Source organism: Terrirhizobium terrae, from assembly GCF_030323265.1.
Lineage (GTDB): Bacteria > Pseudomonadota > Alphaproteobacteria > Rhizobiales > Rhizobiaceae > Neorhizobium.
Window position 1 is genome coordinate 470,424 of record NZ_CP104992.1, and the last position, 17,404, is coordinate 487,827.

The window sequence follows — 17,404 nt, forward strand, 5'->3', positions numbered from 1 at the left end:
TTGATTTTATTATTATAATTTTTTGCTCACAGGGAGAGCAACTGCTCGGCAGAAGCCTCGTCGGTGATCACGCCGTTGATCAATCCGCCCTTGAGAGCAGCGCCCATGGCCGGAATTTTCCGCTTGCCCTGGGCGATACCGATCACCGCGCTCGTCTCTCGCGACGGGATCGGCACGCTGGCGACACGCTCGTTGACGGCATTGTCGATCAGGCGTCCGTTGCGGTCGTAGATCCAGCCACAAATCTCGCCTGTGGCACCACTATCGACAAGTTGCAGCATTTCCTCCCGCTCGAGAAACCCGTCGACGCAAAGCGGCGCTTCCACGCCAAGCTCGCCGATGCCGACGAAGGTGGCGTCCGCCTGCGCGGCAAGAGCCAGGGTCGAGCGCACCAGCGCCTGGTCGTGAAGCGTCACGCGCTCCTCGGCAGAGGAACAGAGGACCGGCAGCGGCATCGGGAAATGCCGCGTCTTGATGGCATCGGCCATGGAAAAAATGACGTTGTAGAAGGCGGCTGAGCCGTCCGGCCCGATATTGCCGGTGAGCGAGACGATCCGGTGCTGCGGGCATTCCATCGGCGGCAACTGGTCGACGGCGGCCTTCAGGGTCCTGCCGGTGCCGACGGCGATGACGATCGGATCCGGCCGCTTCAGCCAGCGTTCGATTTCCGCCGCCGCCGCTTCCGCGATGCCGGTCGTGGAAGACCCTCCTCCGGATCGCTCGGCACCACTTCCGCATGCTTCAGCCCGTATTTTTCCTTAAGCCGTTCGGCAAGTTCCAGGCAGGCGGCGATCGGGTGGTCGAGCCGGACCTTGATCAGCCGCTCGGCAACCGCAAGCGACACGAGGCGCTGCGCCGACTGGCGCGAAATGCCCATGGCGGACGCGATTTCGTCCTGCGTTCGGCCAGCGACATAGTAGAGCCACCCAGCCCTCGCCGCATCATCCAGCCGCCCCTGGGTGTCAGACCGTTTTGCCATGCAGAAATCTCCTCTGGCAATTTGCTGACATTTTTTCCGACGGTCTGTCAAACGATGAAAAATGGATCTGCCATGAGCAAGACGCGCGCCGCTCAGTCCGATTTAAACGCAGCGATGATCACATCAGCCATGCGGCCATACTCTCCGCGATGCGCGGCAATCGAGGCATTCAGCCAGTCTGCAGCGCCAATTTTCGTAAGGTCGAGCGAGTGCCCCGCTTGCCCGCTAAGCTGCTTGAAATACTGCAATTGCGTACGCCCATTTCCCTCGCGAAAAGGGTGTACATAATTCACGTCCCCCATGATCGACGCGGCCTTCACGGCAAATTCTTCGCGATTCAGGCCGCGCAGAAAATCCATCGACATCAGACGCCGATGAACGTCGGACATGCCGATTTCGATATACTGCCGAAACTGGAACTGGCTGCCGCCCTTCGAGATCTCGACGGTGCGGATTTCTCCGGCCCAATCGAAAATGTCCTGAAAAAGATGGCGGTGGATGGCGCGAAGATGTTTGAGATCGAAATCTCCGGCGGGGATACCCTGACGGCTGCGGATCGTCGAATAACGCCGTTCTGCCAAGTCCAGACCATCAGAATCGCGAATATTGAATTTGTTTCGCAGAACCTTCGTGCCCGGATAGACATAAGGATCGTCACTCATGGTGCCGCTTGCCTATCTTCGGGCAGAAACGGGCGTCGACTGCTTTTCCGCCATACGCCTCTCCAAGTCCTTCCGAACATACTCGAGCTGCTGCTCGACGGTATAGCCTTCACGATCGAACATATCGAACATCGCAAGATCATCAGCATCTAGCGGGTTTCCCTCGATCGCCTGCAGATGTGCGGCCTCGAGTGTGCGCTGTCGAATCAGGTCCTTGTCGCTCATTATCCGCCTTCCGCACATGCCGCACAGACGAGAAATCCGCGTTCCCGGCAGTCTTCGAAACTACCAGAAACGCGGATCTTCAGCAAATACGGTGGGCTGATGAAGCCTTATGCCACTTGCACTACATGCCCTGGGGAAACCTCGCGATATTCCCGCACCGGCGGCACGTAGTCGGCCGGGCGGATCGGGCTCTTGATCTCGTCAGTCGACATGTTGCGCTTGATCGAGCGGCGCGACGGATCCGGCACCGGCACAGCCGACATCAGCTTCTTGGTATAGGGGTGCTGCGGGTTCTCGAAGACAGCCGCACGCGGGCCGATTTCGACGATCTCGCCGAGATACATGACGGCGACACGGTGGCTGACGCGTTCCACCACGGCCATGTCATGGCTGATGAACAGGAAGGCGAGCTTCAGGCTCTGCTGAAGGTCGAGCAGCAGGTTGCAGACCTGCGCCTTGATCGACACGTCGAGCGCCGACACGGCCTCGTCCGCCACGATGACCTTGGGGTCGAGCATCAGTGCCCGGGCGATTGCCACGCGCTGCCTCTGGCCGCCGGAAAACTCGTGCGGGAACCGCTTCATCATATCGGCGGAAAGACCAACCTTATCAAGCAGTTCTGCCGCCTTCTCGCGCGCCTGCGCCTTGGTGCCGAGTCCGTGCTCGACGAACGGCTCCATCACCGCCGAGCCGACACTCATGCGCGGGTTGAGCGATGCGAACGGGTCCTGGAACACCATCTGGATCGAGCGACGCATCTTGCGCAACGTCGGCTGGTCGAGGCTCATCACGTCATAGCCGTCGAGCTGCACCGAGCCGCTCGTCGGATTGATCAGCCGCGTCACGGAACGGCCGGTCGTCGACTTGCCGCAGCCTGATCTCGCCCACCAGCGACAGGGTTTCACCCTCGAACAGGTCGAACGAAACCTTCTCGACAGCATGCACAGCGCCGGTCTTGCGGCCGAACAGGCCGGAATGGATGTCGAACCGCGTCGTCAGGTCCTTCACGTCGAGGATCGGCGTCTTGCCCTTGGCAACCGTGTCCGTCACATCGGCCAGAACCTGCTGTTCGCCGGTCTTGATGTCGATGCTCGGGAAACGCAGCGGCAGCTTGCGGTCGCCCATCGAGCCGAGCCGCGGCACGGCGGAAAGTAGCGCCCGCGTATAGGGGTGCTGGCCGCGATGAAAAATGTCGTCGGTCGGCCCGGTCTCCACCTGATCGCCGCGGAACATCACGATCGTCCGATCGGCCACCTCGGCCACCACGCCCATGTCGTGGGTGATGAAGAGAACGGACATGCCCTCCTCTTCCTGCAGCGTCTTGATCAGGTCGAGGATCTGGCCCTGGATCGTCACGTCGAGCGCGGTCGTCGGCTCGTCGGCGATCAGAAGCTTCGGCTTGGAGGCCAGCGCCATGGCGATCATCACGCGCTGGCGCATGCCGCCGGAAAACTGGTGCGGATATTCGTCGAACCGGCTCTTGGCGTTCGGGATGCGGACCTTTTCCAGAAGGCGAATGACTTCCGCCTTCGCCTCGGCTTTGGAAATGTTCTTGTGAACGGTCAATGCCTCGGCAATCTGCTTGCCGATCGGGAAGATCGGGTTCAGCGAGGTCATCGGCTCCTGGAAGATCATCGAGATCTCGTTGCCGCGCACCTGGCGCATCTGCTCCTCCGGCAGCGAGAGCAGTTCCCTGCCGTTGAGGAAGACCTGGCCCTCGATCCGGCTCGTCCGCTTCGCCAGAAGCCGCATGATGGAGAGCGAGGTGACCGACTTGCCCGAACCCGATCTGCCGACGATGGCGACGGTTTCCCGCGGGGCGATGTCGAAGGACATGTTGCGCACGACCGTCTTCCACTCGTCGTTGACGCGGAAGGAGGTCGAGAGGTTCTTGACCGAGAGGATGGGAGAAACCGATCCCCCGGTCTGTTCCATTGCAGTTCCGGAAAGCAGCATCGATCTATCCTATCTTTAGGCGGCCAGGTCCTGGGCAGCGAGTGCGGTTTCTGCAAGCGTTACCCAGTAGCTGATGCCGTAGGGGATAGCCTCGTCGTTGAAATCGTAAGCTGCATTGTGCAGGCTCGCGGTGTCGCCATTGCCGATGAAGATGAAGGCGCCGGGACGCTTTTCCAGCATGTAGGAAAAATCTTCCGCCCCCATATGCGGCTGCACCGTGCCATTGACCTGTTTCGGACCGGAGATCTTGGAGGCGATCTCGATGGCGAAATCGGTCTCCTCCTCGTGGTTCATGGTCACGGGATAGCCACGGCGATAGAGGACATCCACCGTGGCGCCATGGATGCTTGCCGTTGCCTCGGCCACTTCCTTCAGCCGCTTCTCCGCAAAATCACGGGTTTCCGGCAGGAGCGTGCGCACCGTACCGACGAGCTTCACTGTCGACGGAATGACGTTGTTCGCATCGCCGCCATGGATCGAGGCGACCGTCACCACCAGCGATTTCAGCGGATCCATCTCGCGCGAGACGATCGACTGCAGCGCCACGACGATATGCGAGGCGGTGAGAACCGGATCGATCGAGTTATGCGGCTGTGCCGCATGGCTGCCGCGGCCGTTGACGGTGATCTCGAACACGTCGGCAGCCGCCATGATGCCACCCTTGCGGATGGCGAAATTGCCGACCGGAAGCCGCGGCTCGTTATGCATGCCGTAGACCTGGCTGATGGCGAACTTGTCCATCATGCCGTCGTTGATCATCGCAAGCGCGCCCGCACCGCCCTCTTCCGCCGGCTGGAAGATCACCGCGATCGAGCCCTTGAAGTTGCGGGTCTCGGCCAGGTACTGCGCGGCGCCCAGCAGCATCGCGGTATGGCCGTCATGGCCGCAGGAATGTGCCTTGCCCGGCGTTTTCGATGCCCAGGGCTTGCCGCTCGTCTCGAAGATCGGCAGCGCGTCCATGTCGGCGCGGAAACCGATTACCGGGCCGTCGCCGTGACGCCCTTGATGATGCCGACGACGCCGGTGCGCCCGACACCGGTCTCGACCACGTCGCAGCCGAAGGAGCGAAGTTTCTCGGCAACGAAACTGGAGGTTTCATGAACGTCGTAGAGCAGCTCCGGATTCTGGTGGATGTGACGACGCCACTCCGCCACCTGTTCCTGCATTTCTGCGACGCGATTGATAACCGGCATTACGGCACCCCATTGTTTTTTCTATATTTCCCACTCTGGTGTGGAGGGATATTGCGATGCATTGCCCCCTTTTGCAAGCTTCAATTTTGTGTCTTGAACGAAAAATAGGCCTATGCTTAGATGGCTCAAAATTTGGTCACACACGCCTGACGTGAAGGGATGGACGTGTCTTAGAGCGACTGAACACAAGGATCACGGGCGCCAATAATCACGCCCGGCGGAGGAGCTGACAGACGCAAAGTCGCAGCTTGGGAAATCCGACCGGAGCCTGCCCGAACCAATCACAACAACTCGTCAAGAGATCCACAAAGGGGAACAGCAGCATGCATAAACTGAAACTTCTGTTGGCCGGTACTGCGGCGGCGCTGGCGCTTTCGGGCGCAGCGGCCCACGCCGAACGCGGTACGGATGGAGACCTGAAGATCCTGTTCTGGCAGGCCGTCTCCACCATGAACCCGTATCTTTCGGGTGGTACCAAGGAAATTCTGGCATCCTCCATCGTCATCGAGCCCCTGGCGCGCACCGATGAGAAGGGCGAACTGGTGCCGTGGCTGGCAGCGGAGATCCCGACGCTCGATAACGGCGGCGTTGCCAAGGATCTGCTCAGCATGACCTGGAAGCTGAAGCCGGACGTCAAGTGGTCTGACGGCACGGCCTTCACGGCCGAGGACGTGATCTTCACCTGGAAATACTGCACCGCGCCGGATGGCGGTTGCGCGCAGGCTGCACAGTATGAGGGCGTCAAGAATGTCGAGGCGGTCGATCCGCACACGGTCAAGATCACCTTCGAAGAGCCGAAGCCTTACCCCTATTCTGCCTTTGTCGGCGCCCAGTCTCCCATCATCCAGGCTGCCCAGTTTAAGGATTGCGTCGGCGCCAAGGCTCCGGGCTGCACTGCCGCCAACTTCGGCCCGATCGGCACCGGCGCCTTCGTCGTCAAGGATTTCAAGCCGAACGACGTCATCACCTTCGCAGCCAACCCCAACTATCGTGATGCCGCCAAACCGGCCTTCGCCTCGATCACCCTGAAGGGCGGCGGCGACGCGGCCTCTGCTGCCCGCGCGGTGCTCGAAACCGGCGAATACGATTATGCCTGGAACGCCCAGGTCGAGCCGGAAGTGCTTGAGACCATGATGGCCGCCGGCAAGGGCCGCCTGGAAATCTCCTTCGGCACCCAGACCGAGCGCATCAACCTCAACTGGACCAACCCGGACCCGGCGCTCGGCGACAAGCGCTCCACCACCGAGGCCGGCCCGCATCCGGCGCTGAAGGACCCGGCCGTCCGCCGCGCCCTGTCGCTTGCCATCGACCGCGACATCATCGTCGAGGCCGGTTACGGCCAGTCCGGCAAGGCGACCTGCAACATCGTTCCTGCCCCGGCGGCTGTAGCATCTACCAAGAATGACAGCTGGTGCCTGAAGCAGGATATCGAAGGCGCCAACAAGCTGCTCGACGACGCCGGCTGGGTGAAGGGCGGAGACGGCATCCGCGCCAAGGATGGCGTAAAGCTCTCCTTCCTCTACTCCACCTCGACCAACTCGGTCCGCCAGGCGACGCAGGAACTCGTCAAGGCCATGTGGGCGGAAATCGGCGTCGATGCGGAACTGCGCAACGCCTCTGCATCCGTCTTCTTCGGTGGCGATCCGGCAAGCCCGGACACGTTCCAGAAATTCTACGCCGACGTCCTGATGTATACCAACAACTTCGACGGGACGGACCCGGAAAAATATCTCGCGGAATGGCTTTGCGACAAGATGCCGGGACCGAAGAATGGCTGGCAGGGCCAGAACATCCCGCGTTACTGCAACCCCGAATACGACAAGCTCGTCGGCGTGCTCTCCAAGACCGCTGATCTCGAAAAGCGTGCTGAACTCTCCAAGCAGCTCAACGACATGCTGACCGAAGAAGGCGCCCATATTCCGCTCGTCCATCGCGGCGACCAGTCCTCCTTCGCCGTCACGCTGGAAGGCGTGAAGATGAACTCGTGGGACAGCCAGGTCTGGAACATCGCCGACTGGTACCGCAAGAAGTAATGCCGGTCGCCGGGCCGTCTCAACGGCGGCCTGGCACCCTTATCGCTTCCTGACAGCATCGCGATCCCCCGGCGCAACGGGGGCCGGTTCAACGACATCGAGAATCCTACGCCGTCGTCGCCCTGCTGCAGCCGTGGCGCATGCGCGTAGACCGGAGAGTGCCTATATGTTCACTTACACATTGCGACGATTGCTCTTCGCAATTCCGACGCTGCTGATCATAAGCTTCGTCATTTTCGCGCTGCTCGATCTGGCGCCCAACGATCCCACCGGCGACCTGCCGCTGACCATCCCGCCGGAAGTGCGCGAGCAGATCCGCGCCTCGCTCGGCCTCGATCAGCCTTTCTTCGTCCGTTATCTGGCCTGGCTGCACCAGTTCTTCGTCAATGAACCTCTCAACATCCTGGAAAGCCTCACCGGCTGGCAGTTCGGCGATGGCGAGCGCATGCGCGTGCTTTCCTGGGCGACCCGCAGCCCGGTCGTCGATCTCATCGTCCAGCGCCTGCCCCAGACGCTATGGGTCGTCGGCCTCGCCTATGTCTTCGGTATCCTGATCGCCATCCCGATCGGCGTCATTTCCGCCTACAAGCAGTATTCGATCTTCGACCAGATCGGCACCTTCGTCTCGATGGTCGGCTATTCGGTCCCGACCTTCTTCACCGGCGTTCTGCTGATCGTCATCTTCTCGTCCTATCTGCAGTGGTTCCCGTCGGTCTATGACACCAATCTCAGGGTCACCGACTTTGCGAGCTTCATGGCACAGATCAAGCAGATGGCCCTGCCCGTCGCGGTGCTCGCGCTTTACAACGCCTCGCAGATCGCCCGCTTCGTGCGCGCCTCCATGCTCGACAACCTGCACCAGGATTATGTCCGCACCGCCCGCGCCAAGGGCGTGAAGGAAAAGGTCGTGCTGCTCGTGCACGTCCTGCGCAACAGCCTGATCCCGGTCGTCACCGTCATCGCCCTCGGCGTACCGACCGTGTTCTCCGGCGCCATCATTACCGAGCAGGTCTTCCGCGTGAACGGCCTCGGCCAGTTGCTCATCACCGCCGTCCAGGGTGCGGATATCCCGCTCGTCCAGACGCTGACCTTCATCTTCGCGGTGCTGATCGTCCTGTTCAACCTGATCGCCGACGTACTTTACGGCATTCTTGACCCGAGGATCCGTTATGACTGATGCGACCGTAGCAACCGCTCCTCCCGCAATCGCCAAGACGCCGACACGCTCGGCCCTGAGCGACATGTGGCACCAGTTCCGCGCCCACAAGGGCGGCGTGGCCGGCCTCGCCGTCTTCGTCTTCATCGTGCTCGCGGTCTATATCGGCCCCCTGATCCACACCGTTGCGCCGAACAAGCTCGACATCCGTGCCAAGAACCAGTGGCCGTCGCTCGCCCACCCGTTCGGCACCGACAATCTCGGCAAGGACATGCTGGCGCAGGTTCTGGCCGGCGGGCGCATCTCGCTTGCCGTCGGCATCACCGCAATGCTGCTGGCGCTCTTCCTCGGAACGCTGGTCGGCGTGCTGTCCGGCTATTTCCGCCGCCTCGACGGCCCGCTGATGCGCCTCACCGACCTGTTTCTTGCCTTGCCGCTGCTGCCGCTGCTGCTGGTCATCATCCTGCTGTTTCGCGACACGCTGCGCGCCGCCTTCGGTCCGGAGACCGGCATCTTCATCCTGATCGTCTTCGTCATCGGCATTACCAGCTGGATGCACACGGCCCGCATCGTCCGCGGTGACGTTTTGGCGGTGAAGAGCCGGGAATTCGTACAGGCGGCAAAATCGAGCGGGATGATGGAATATAGAATCGTGCTCAAGCACATCCTGCCCAACGTCCTGTCCTCGATCATGGTGTCGGCGACCCTCGGCATTGCTTCCGCCATCATCACGGAATCGTCGCTGAGCTTCCTAGGCCTCGGTTTCCCATCGGACTTCCCGACCTGGGGCCGCCTTCTGTTCGACGGCGCGAATTTCATGACGCTCACGCCCTCCCGAGTCTTGTGGCCGGGTCTGGCGATCTCTCTGACCGTGCTGAGCATCAATTATATCGGCGACGCGATCCGCGACGCGCTCGATCCCCGCGCCGTCAAGCGTTGAAAACGGAATGGATTCGGCGGCGATCCGCCGGATCCCGCCTTTCGAGTGGCACGCTAAGGCTGCCGCTTCCCGCGCTGAAAAGCCCTATCGTGCAAGCTTCCCAAGCGCTTGCTGGAGGGCGGACTTCTGCGCAAAGACGTGGCCCAAAGGAATCTTGAAAAAAAATCGAAAAAGTTCGGAACCTAATTTCCGGCCGTCCGTTATTCGAGTGTCTGAAGGCGCCCCCGTCCCCCGCCCTACAAGGCCTTCGGACAACTCTTCAATCCCCCTCGAAGAGACGAGCCGGGTCGGTTCCATTAGAATCGACCCGGGTCTGTTTTTGGGCATATGAATCGCCGCAAGACCTCCTCCGATAAGCCAGCATTCGCAATTCCGGCCTGCAGCCGTCGGAAACCAGCTTTCGTGTTGGGGATGGTCAGTCGCCGATATCGAGCGGGAAACGCAGCTCGTAACAAATTTCCTCGCTGGAAATGATGTATTGCGCCTTGCCATTCACCGAAGCAGGCACGACCCGTTCCAGCACCGTGCTGCCGAAATGTGCCTTGAGGCTATCTTCGGTCGGATCATCGCCGGCACGATTGCTGAGCTTCTCGTGCCAACGCATTTCCAGCCAGTCGTGACCATCCAGGTGGATGCGTGTGCAGGTGACGTCAACAGGTCGGATGCTGCGCAGCAGCGCGCCGTGGCTTACCGCGTTGACGATCAACTCGTGCAGCGCGAGCCCGAGATGCAGCGACGCGTTCGGCGTCAGCAGCATGTTGTCCCCTGACACTTTGACCAGATGCGTATTGTCAGGCAGGTATTTTTCCGTCTGCTGACGGACGAGATCGTAGAAATAAGCGCCACGCCAGCTGGAATCGGTGATCAAATCCTGGGATTGCGACAGCGAATACAGCCTGCCCCGGAACTTGTGCAGAAACAGGTCGAGCGAGCCGGAATAGCGGGCCGTCTGCAACGCAATGCTCTGTATGATGGCAAGCAGGTTCTTCGAACGATGGCTCACTTCCCGCAGCAATGCCCGCAGGAGCCGCTCGCGGTGCCGCTCCTCGGACCGGTCGATGATCGTCGTGACGAGGTGAACGCCGCCTGCTTCGAACTGGACCGCCTGGACGCGAAACTCGAACACTTGGTCCGATCCGACCGTGACCTCGATATGACCCTTCTTGCCGCTCTCGGTCATCGCACTCTTGACCGTCAACAGCTTGGCCGCGACCTCTTCGCCGAACAGCGTCGTATCGGTCGGCGTGCCTATCTCGCCGCAGGCCCATGCCTCCGGAAGATTGGCAAGATACAGATAGTTGAGATTTGAATCCTGAATGATGATGCTGGCGCCGAGGTCGATAAGCGCGGGCATGAAAAACTCCCGCAGCTTGTCATCACTCTGACCAGCTTGCTGCCATGTCAGTGGATGCGCCAAATTTGCCACTCCATCTACCGGCCCATCATAGCGCCCCGATGGCAGCGCTGGATGCTCATGCCCCTACAATTTTCCGGCTGCACCAACAACCGGCCAGTCTGAACCTTGTGGCGTTTCCACATCCTTTCGGGGCGGAGAAAACGCCGGGAGACACCTCATGGTGCCACACCCGCAGCCTCAGACTATCATCAAGGGATAGAATACGAAGGTTGAAACGAGGCACTGCCTACCGCTTTCACGGACACGACAGAACCCCGCCTCGATGAATATGTTCCAGAAACAAGCCGCGACAAGGGCAGCTCACGCCGCCGCCTTGACCGCTTCGTTGAAGAACAGCGCCTGGCTGATCAAAGCCTTGACCATGTCCGGGTTGAACGGCTTCGTCACCAGGAAGGCCGGCTCCGGACGCTCGCCGGTCAGAAGCCTTTCGGGGAACGCGGTGATGAAGATCACCGGCACGCTGGACGCCTTGAGGATTTCGTTCACCGCGTCGATGCCCGAACTGCCGTCGGCAAGCTGAATGTCGGCCAGAACCATCTTCGGCTTCGAAGACTGGAACAGCGAGACCGCTTCCTTGTGGGTACGCGCGATGCCGGTAACGCGATGGCCGAGATCCTGAACCATCTGCTCGATATCGAGCGCGATCAGCGGCTCGTCTTCGATGATCATGATATCGGTCGCGACCTGACGGGAGATTTCGCGCGATGCTTCGTCCAGTAAGCGGTTCACGTCGGAAACGCTGACATCAAGCACTTCGGCAGCCTCGTCGACGGTGAAGCCTTCGACCGAAACCAGAAGGAAGGCGTGTCGTGCCTGCGAGGGGATGGACGACAGGTTGGCGGCCGCCCGCTGCTCCCACGCGAAGGGCGATTCGATCGGGCGGATCTCGATGGACGTGGAACCAAAAATCGCGACAAAGAGTTTATAGAGCGAAACGCGATCCTTGGACGATTCCGGAAAGATGGAAACATCCGCGATCAGCGCTTCCAGGACTGCCGCCACATAAGCGTCTCCTGACGTCTGCGATCCGGTGACTGCACGAGCATACCGCCGCAGATACGGAAGGTGAGACGCAACGCGTGTGGTGAGTGACATACAAATTCTCCCCTGGGCCCAAACGGGCAATTGACCTGTCATTAACGTGGGACTGTAAAATAAGTTCCGCAAGACGGAACTTTTTTTGGTTTCGAGCATTTTCCTCCCGACGAATTGCAAGCAGGCGCCCGAGTGATGAGTGACGAGACCAGAAAAAAGCATGATATGACAACAGCTCAGCCCCAGCAGATTAAACCCGGATCCTTGGCGCCGAATGCTTCGATATCTCGGAAGCTCAAGGAATTCTATGAAGCCGTTCAGGAAGAAGGGATCCCGGATCGCTTCCTGGACTTGCTCGAACGTCTCGAAGAAGCCGAGAATGCGCACAAGGCAGGCGCAGCCAAGGCGGTGGATGCAAAATGAGCACCCAGCAAGAGACTGATGATCGCGTTTTCAAGCGCGACCTTCTTGCATCCCTGCCGAACCTGCGCGCTTTCGCGGTGTCCCTGACCGGACGTCACGACAAGGCGGATGACCTGGTGCAGGACACGATCATGAAGGCTTGGGCCAACCAGAAAAGCTTCACAGCCGGCACCAACATGCGTGCTTGGCTCTTCACGATCCTGCGCAACGAGTTCTACAGCCAGATGCGCAAGCGTGGCCGCGAGGTACAGGACACCGATGGCCTGTTTTCCGAACGCTTCTCCGTTCATCCGGAACAGTATGGCCGCCTCGACCTGCAGGATTTCCGCAAGGCGCTCGACAAGTTGCCGGATGATCAGCGTGAAGCGATCATCCTGGTCGGTGCTGCAGGCTTCGCCTACGAGGAAGCCGCCGAGATTTGCGGCTGCGCGGTCGGCACGATCAAGAGCCGTGTTTCCCGTGCCCGTAGCCGCCTGCAGGAAGTGCTTGGCGTATCGGGAGAAGGCGACTACGGCCCGGATGCGGGCGACGCCGCCATCACCTCCCGTGCCTTCGGCAGCTGAGCAAGATCATACTCATCAAACTGAGAAAGGCCGCGATTTTCGCGGCCTTTTTGTTGCGTGCCACGGTACACCCCGCACTCCTTGCGTATCGTTTTGACGCGCTGTAGCACCGTTAACCTTACCTCATAACCACTTGGAAAGCATTCGCTTGCCGTTGTCCAAGAGGCATTGGAAAACTGCTCCCGACTTGGGGGCAAGAGATGGCAAGACGCAGGATAAACACGGTTCGATCATGCAGGCGGACATTTCGCCAGCGTCCGAAGGACGCGGTGAAGAACGTACCCGAAAGCAGCCGCCCTATCCCGTGCAACCCCGTCGGGGTGCAGGCCTCGCCCTTGGCTCCTTGGAGCGCCGGGGGTCCGGCAAACGACAATTGGGATATGTTCTGGAGCGACGAGGAGTGATCCTCCCGCCCAAGAAAAAAGCCGCCCGTTCAGGCGGCTTTTAAATTTAACGGCAAAGCCGGGTTCTCACCCGGTCATTCGGCCGGCGGAGGACCTTCCTTCGATCCGGTTCCCTTCAGCGCCAGAAACCCGAGACCACCGACCGCGGCAAGCAAAAGCAGCGGCTTCGATCTCATCAGGATCGGCAGAGCGGAAACCGCAGCGGTTACGGCGAGCGCCTTGTTGCTATTTGCCGCAGCCGCCTCGCGGCGGCGCTTTTCTTCGGCGCTGTTGGCGATCGCCACGCAGGCGAGAATGATCAGACCCAACAGGAATGCCCCACCTGCGGCGACCAGAAGCGCAGCAAGCGTACCCCACAGCGTCCCGAGATAAACGGCAAGCGCTGTTACCAGCAACACATAGGTTGTCAGGAAAAGCACGAGCGCGATCCCGTAAAGGATCGCGTTACGCCTGAATTTTCGCTTCATCGCCGCCACATCCGTCGCAATGAAGGATGCCAGCAGCGGTCCCAATGCCGTCAGCATTAGCGGCGGGACAGAAGCGCGAAGAGAAAGCCGACGCCGGCGGCGATCGCAACCGACTGGATCGGGTTGGCGCAGATCTGGCGCTCAAGGTCACGCTCGAGGCTGACGGCCTGGCTCTTGGCGGCTTCAACCATCTGGTAGGATGCGTCAGTGGCATCGGCCGCGGCGCGCTTCGCCTTGCCCTTCACCTCGGTGGCCTTTTCGTTGCCGACAGCGGCAACGGTCTTGGCAAGCGAGGAAATGTCTTCACGCAGCTGTTGCAGCTGCACTTCGATATCCTTGGTCGAGGCCGAGGAAGAGGCGTTGCCGGTGCGGGAAAATTCGGTGGTCGATGACGTTGCGGGCATAGCGATCTCCTGATTGGACGGATGATTGTTGCGAACTTGCCGCCCTTCGGCTTTGCGAAGGGTCAAATCCAGTGGAATACGTAGAGAAGAAGGATGACGGGGATCGGAACTCCCACGGCCCAAAGAAGGATGCCTCTCATTCTTCGTCTCCTTGATCGGCGCGCAACTCAATGCGGCGCCCGACGACCGACAATTCGGCTGCAGGCAGGGAACGCGGCGATATCCCGATTGTTCCAATCTGAGAGTATTTTATATTAGGTGTCGAAGCCGCTTAGACCCGCGTTCCCGGTTCCGGCCAGTCCGTCACTCCACCGGTCCATTGCTCGAAGGCGCGCGACAGTTTCAACACCAGCACGTCGTTGAAACGGGGCCCGACAATCTGCAGCCCGATCGGCATGCCCGAGCGCGAGAACCCGCAATTGATCGAGGCGGCCGGCTGTTCCGACATGTTCCACGGCACGGTAAAGCCGATATGTTCGAATGGCCGCAGCGGATCGTTGGTCGGCGAGGCCCAATCGGCGGGATAGGACACGATAGGATTGGTCGGCGAGATCACGGCATCCACCGTCGAGAACAGTTTTCCGCAGGCCTTGCGCATCTCGATCGTCTGGTTGAAGCCGCGCACCGCGTCGACGCCGGTGACATTGGCCCCGCCCTTCGCCCACTCGAAGATATAGGGCAGGATCATCGCCATCCGCTCTTCCGGCAGCTTCTCGATATCCCCCAGAAACGCGCCCGCCAGAAATTGTCGAGCCCGTCGAGCATGGCCCGCGTCATGACAGGCGCCACCGGAATGATCTCCGCCCCCGCCCCCTCGAAACGCTTGGCCGCCGCCGACACCGCATCGCGCACTTCGTCGTCGAGATCGAGGCCGACGCCGGCATCCAGCATCAGCCCGATCTTCATGCCCTTCACGTCGATATCGAAATCCAGCCAGTTCAGCGCGTTCGGCTCCATGCAGGTGCCATCACGCAGGTCGGTGCGCGAGAGCGTCGCCATCGCGATCGCCGAATCCTCGACGGTGCGCGTCATCGGCCCGGCGCAGCGACCGACGAAATAGGGATCGACCGGAATGCGCCCATGGCTCGGCTTGAAGCCGAAAATGCCCGTCCAGCCGGCCGGCAGGCGCACCGAGCCGCCGATATCCGTGCCGATATGCAGCGGCCCAAAACTCGCGGCCGCCGCGGCCGAAGCACCGGCGCTCGATCCGCCCGGGTTCTGGGTCAGGTCCCAGGGATTACGGCTCAGGTGATGGAAGCTGGAGAGACCTGACGACAACATGCCGTAATCCGGGCAGGTCGTCTTGGCGAAGATCACCGCGCCGTCTTCCTTCAGCCGCGCCGACACCGGCGCATCCGCCTCGGCGGACTTCAGCTCGACCGCCGCCGTGCCCATCGGCACCGGATCGCCCTTGGTCGCGATCAACTCCTTGATCGTCACCGGAATGCCGTCGAGCACGCCGAGCGCCTCGCCCTTTACCCAGCGTTCCGTCGAGGCCCTGGCCTGGCGACGCGCGTTTTCGGGATCGTAGAGATAAAGCGCCTGCACCTCGGGCTCGAACGCTGCAACGCGATCCTCGACGACCTGCCAGTATTCCGTTGGTGAGAGCTTTCGCTCCCGATAGAGGGCGAGAATATCTCTAATGCTCAGTTTCAAAAGCTCGTGCATGGCAATATTCCCGGAGTATTTTTTGTCTGTAATCAGGTCCTCGTACGCGGATCGAGCAGGTCGCGCAGACCGTCGCCCAGCATGTTGAGGCCGAGCACGGCCAGTGCGATGGCAAGACCGGGCATGATGGCAAGCCACGGCGCCTGCGCAAAGAATGTCTGGCTGTCGGCGAGCATCCGCCCCCAGGTCGGCGCCGGCGGCGGCATGCCGAGACCGAGGAAGGAGAGACCCGCCTCGGTAAGGATCGCCAGCCCAAGCTGGATCGTCACCTGCACGATGATCTGGTTGGAGATATTGGGCAGGATATGGACGAGCGTGATCTTCCCCTTCGACCGGCCGATGCCGATCGCCGCCATCACATAGTCGCGCGCCCAGATCTGCTTGGCGGCGGCAAGCGTCAGCCGGGCGAAGACCGGCACCATGAAGACGGCGATCGCGATGACGGCCGTAAACCGGCCCGAACCGAGAAAAGCCCCGAGCATCATCGCCGACAGGATCGGCGGCACGGCGAAGATGATGTCGCAGCCGCGCATCGTGATGAGTTCCAGCCAGCCGCGCTTCATGGCGACGAAAACGCCGATCGCCGAGCCGACCGTCGCCCCGAGCGCCACCGCCAGGAACGAGGTCGACAGCGAATTCCACGCGCCGACCATCAGCATCGAGGTCACGTCCCGGCCGAACTGGTCGGTGCCAAGCAGGCCACCCGGCCCGAGGGGCGGCTTCAGCCGCTGAACGATATTCATCTTCGATGGCAGAGACGGCGTCCAGACGAGCGACAGCAACGCCACGGCAACCAGCGCCAGCGTGATGACGAGCCCGATCAAAAGCACGGGACGGCGAAAAATACCCGCCATCACGTCGCCACCCTCATCCGCGGGTCGATCACCAGATAGGCGAGGTCGACGAGGAAGTTGATGATGATGACGAGCGCCGAGAAAAACAGCACCACGTCCTGCATGACGATGATGTCACGCTGCGACAGCGCCTGATAGGCAAGCCGCCCGAGCCCCGGCAGGTTGAAGACATTCTCCACCAGCACCGCGCCGGCAATCAGAAAGGTGAACTGCAGCCCGATCATGGTGACGACCGGCACCAGCGCATTGGGCAGCGCATGACGCCACACCGCCAGCCGGTCGCTCAGCCCCTTGGCGCGCGCGGTGCGAACGAAATCCTCATTCATAACCTCAAGCACGGCACTGCGCGCCACCCGCGTCAGCACGCCCGCCTGCGGTAGCGCCAGCGCGATTGCGGGCATAAGCAGCGCCTGCAGCCCGGCGATCAATCCGGCATCCCAGCCCGGGAACCCGCCGGCCGGCATCCAGCCGAGATTGGTGGAGAAGGCGATGATCAAAAGCAGCCCCACCCAGAAAGCCGGCACCGCGATGGAGGCATAAGAAATCGCCCCGGCAATATGATCGAACAACCCATTATGCCGCCGCGCCGCCGCCACACCCAGCGGCACTGCGATGCCGACGGAAATCACCACGGCCATCAATGCCAGCGGCAGCGTCACCACCAGCCGCTCGGCAATCAGGCCAGCCACCGGCACACCATAGGTATAGGACTGCCCGAGATCCCCCGCATCATGCCCATGAGCCACGCGACATATCGCACGACGATCGGCTCATCGAGCCCCATCTGCGCCCGGAGCGCCGCCAGCGTCTCCGGCGTCGCCGACGTCCCGAGCATAATCGCCGCCGGATCACCGGGCAGAAGGTTCATGACGGAAAAGATCAGGAGCGACACGACGAGCAGCGTGACGACAAGGCTTACGATGCGGCGGATGAGGATGGAGATCATGGGATGCGGAACTCCCTTCTCCCCCTTGTGGGGGAGATGTCATCGGAGATGACAGAGGGGGTGGCGCAGCGAACTCAAG

General features: G+C 61.1%; 12 protein-coding genes and 5 pseudogenes. 5 read left to right on the forward strand and 12 right to left on the reverse strand.

Going from position 1 to position 17,404, the window contains the following annotated elements; genetic code table 11:
- Positions 1–26: 26 nt before the first annotated feature.
- The 5 genes and pseudogenes from N7E02_RS10380 to N7E02_RS10400 form a co-directional block, all read right to left on the reverse strand.
- Positions 27–979 (reverse strand): annotated as a pseudogene (locus N7E02_RS10380) (sugar-binding transcriptional regulator).
- 92 nt (positions 980–1,071) lie between these two features.
- Positions 1,072–1,641, reverse strand: a complete 570-nt coding sequence (locus N7E02_RS10385) for a Fic/DOC family protein (RefSeq protein WP_286581830.1) — start codon at positions 1,639–1,641, stop codon at positions 1,072–1,074.
- Between the two features lie 12 nt (positions 1,642–1,653).
- Positions 1,654–1,866, reverse strand: a complete 213-nt coding sequence (locus N7E02_RS10390) for a hypothetical protein (protein ID WP_286581832.1) — start codon at positions 1,864–1,866, stop codon at positions 1,654–1,656.
- 107 nt (positions 1,867–1,973) lie between these two features.
- Positions 1,974–3,822: pseudogene (locus N7E02_RS10395) on the reverse strand (ABC transporter ATP-binding protein).
- A gap of 15 nt (positions 3,823–3,837) precedes the next feature.
- Positions 3,838–5,015, reverse strand: a pseudogene (locus N7E02_RS10400) (M20 aminoacylase family protein).
- A 323-nt stretch (positions 5,016–5,338) separates the two neighbouring features.
- Here N7E02_RS10400 and N7E02_RS10405 point away from each other — a divergent pair.
- The 3 genes from N7E02_RS10405 (at position 5,339) to N7E02_RS10415 (ending at position 9,144) form a co-directional block, all read left to right on the forward strand.
- Positions 5,339–7,048 (forward strand): peptide ABC transporter substrate-binding protein, encoded by a 1,710-nt coding sequence (locus tag N7E02_RS10405; protein ID WP_286581834.1) that lies wholly within the window; start codon positions 5,339–5,341, stop codon positions 7,046–7,048.
- 166 nt (positions 7,049–7,214) lie between these two features.
- Positions 7,215–8,225 carry an ABC transporter permease gene (locus N7E02_RS10410; RefSeq protein WP_286581835.1) on the forward strand — a complete coding sequence of 337 codons (1,011 nt, stop codon included), beginning with the start codon at positions 7,215–7,217 and terminating at the stop codon, positions 8,223–8,225.
- On the forward strand, positions 8,218–9,144 hold the full coding sequence (locus N7E02_RS10415) for an ABC transporter permease (protein WP_286581837.1): 927 nt from the start codon (positions 8,218–8,220) through the stop codon (positions 9,142–9,144). Before N7E02_RS10410 ends, N7E02_RS10415 begins: the two co-directional genes overlap by 8 nt.
- 415 nt (positions 9,145–9,559) lie before the next feature.
- Here the strand turns inward: N7E02_RS10415 and N7E02_RS10420 are convergent, their stop codons facing one another.
- Positions 9,560–10,498 (reverse strand): sensor histidine kinase, encoded by a 939-nt coding sequence (locus N7E02_RS10420; RefSeq protein WP_286581839.1) that lies wholly within the window; start codon positions 10,496–10,498, stop codon positions 9,560–9,562.
- A gap of 363 nt (positions 10,499–10,861) precedes the next feature.
- The gene (locus tag N7E02_RS10425) at positions 10,862–11,656 is read right to left on the reverse strand and encodes a response regulator (protein ID WP_286581840.1); all 795 of its coding nucleotides are present in this window, start codon (positions 11,654–11,656) and stop codon (positions 10,862–10,864) included.
- Between the two features lie 165 nt (positions 11,657–11,821).
- On the opposite strand from N7E02_RS10425, the gene N7E02_RS10430 reads away from it, so the two are divergent.
- Together N7E02_RS10430 and N7E02_RS10435 are read left to right on the forward strand one after the other, a co-directional pair.
- Positions 11,822–12,019, forward strand: a complete 198-nt coding sequence (locus tag N7E02_RS10430) for a NepR family anti-sigma factor (protein WP_286583754.1) — start codon at positions 11,822–11,824, stop codon at positions 12,017–12,019.
- On the forward strand, positions 12,016–12,582 hold the full coding sequence (locus N7E02_RS10435; protein ID WP_286581841.1) for an RNA polymerase sigma factor: 567 nt from the start codon (positions 12,016–12,018) through the stop codon (positions 12,580–12,582). Before N7E02_RS10430 ends, N7E02_RS10435 begins: the two co-directional genes overlap by 4 nt.
- A 478-nt stretch (positions 12,583–13,060) precedes the next feature.
- On the opposite strand, the gene N7E02_RS10440 is transcribed toward N7E02_RS10435, so the two are convergent.
- The 5 genes and pseudogenes from N7E02_RS10440 to N7E02_RS10460 all read right to left on the reverse strand — a co-directional run bounded on the left by N7E02_RS10440 (position 13,061) and on the right by N7E02_RS10460 (position 17,325).
- On the reverse strand, positions 13,061–13,510 hold the full coding sequence (locus tag N7E02_RS10440; protein WP_286581842.1) for a hypothetical protein: 450 nt from the start codon (positions 13,508–13,510) through the stop codon (positions 13,061–13,063).
- Positions 13,510–13,857: an ElaB/YgaM/YqjD family protein gene (locus N7E02_RS10445; protein ID WP_286581844.1), complete on the reverse strand. Its 348-nt coding sequence runs from the start codon at positions 13,855–13,857 to the stop codon at positions 13,510–13,512. The genes N7E02_RS10440 and N7E02_RS10445 overlap by 1 nt, the downstream gene beginning before the upstream one ends.
- Positions 13,858–14,128: 271 nt before the next feature.
- A pseudogene (locus tag N7E02_RS10450) lies at positions 14,129–15,525 on the reverse strand (amidase).
- Between the two features lie 32 nt (positions 15,526–15,557).
- Positions 15,558–16,382 carry an ABC transporter permease gene (locus N7E02_RS10455; protein WP_286581845.1) on the reverse strand — a complete coding sequence of 275 codons (825 nt, stop codon included), beginning with the start codon at positions 16,380–16,382 and terminating at the stop codon, positions 15,558–15,560.
- A pseudogene (locus N7E02_RS10460) lies at positions 16,379–17,325 on the reverse strand (ABC transporter permease). The gene N7E02_RS10455 and the pseudogene N7E02_RS10460 overlap by 4 nt, the downstream one beginning before the upstream one ends.
- Positions 17,326–17,404 lie beyond the last annotated feature (79 nt).

Bases quoted from the DNA above. Each gene is read 5' to 3' on its own strand.
- N7E02_RS10385 (WP_286581830.1), bottom strand. From the start codon at position 1,641: ATGAGTGACGATCCTTATGTCTATCCGGGCACGAAGGTTCTGCGAAAC.
- N7E02_RS10390 (WP_286581832.1), bottom strand. From the start codon at position 1,866: ATGAGCGACAAGGACCTGATTCGACAGCGCACACTCGAGGCCGCACAT.
- N7E02_RS10405 (WP_286581834.1), top strand. From the start codon at position 5,339: ATGCATAAACTGAAACTTCTGTTGGCCGGTACTGCGGCGGCGCTGGCG.
- N7E02_RS10410 (WP_286581835.1), top strand. From the start codon at position 7,215: ATGTTCACTTACACATTGCGACGATTGCTCTTCGCAATTCCGACGCTG.
- N7E02_RS10415 (WP_286581837.1), top strand. From the start codon at position 8,218: ATGACTGATGCGACCGTAGCAACCGCTCCTCCCGCAATCGCCAAGACG.
- N7E02_RS10420 (WP_286581839.1), bottom strand. From the start codon at position 10,498: ATGCCCGCGCTTATCGACCTCGGCGCCAGCATCATCATTCAGGATTCA.
- N7E02_RS10425 (WP_286581840.1), bottom strand. From the start codon at position 11,656: ATGTCACTCACCACACGCGTTGCGTCTCACCTTCCGTATCTGCGGCGG.
- N7E02_RS10430 (WP_286583754.1), top strand. From the start codon at position 11,822: ATGACAACAGCTCAGCCCCAGCAGATTAAACCCGGATCCTTGGCGCCG.
- N7E02_RS10435 (WP_286581841.1), top strand. From the start codon at position 12,016: ATGAGCACCCAGCAAGAGACTGATGATCGCGTTTTCAAGCGCGACCTT.
- N7E02_RS10440 (WP_286581842.1), bottom strand. From the start codon at position 13,510: ATGCTGACGGCATTGGGACCGCTGCTGGCATCCTTCATTGCGACGGAT.
- N7E02_RS10445 (WP_286581844.1), bottom strand. From the start codon at position 13,857: ATGCCCGCAACGTCATCGACCACCGAATTTTCCCGCACCGGCAACGCC.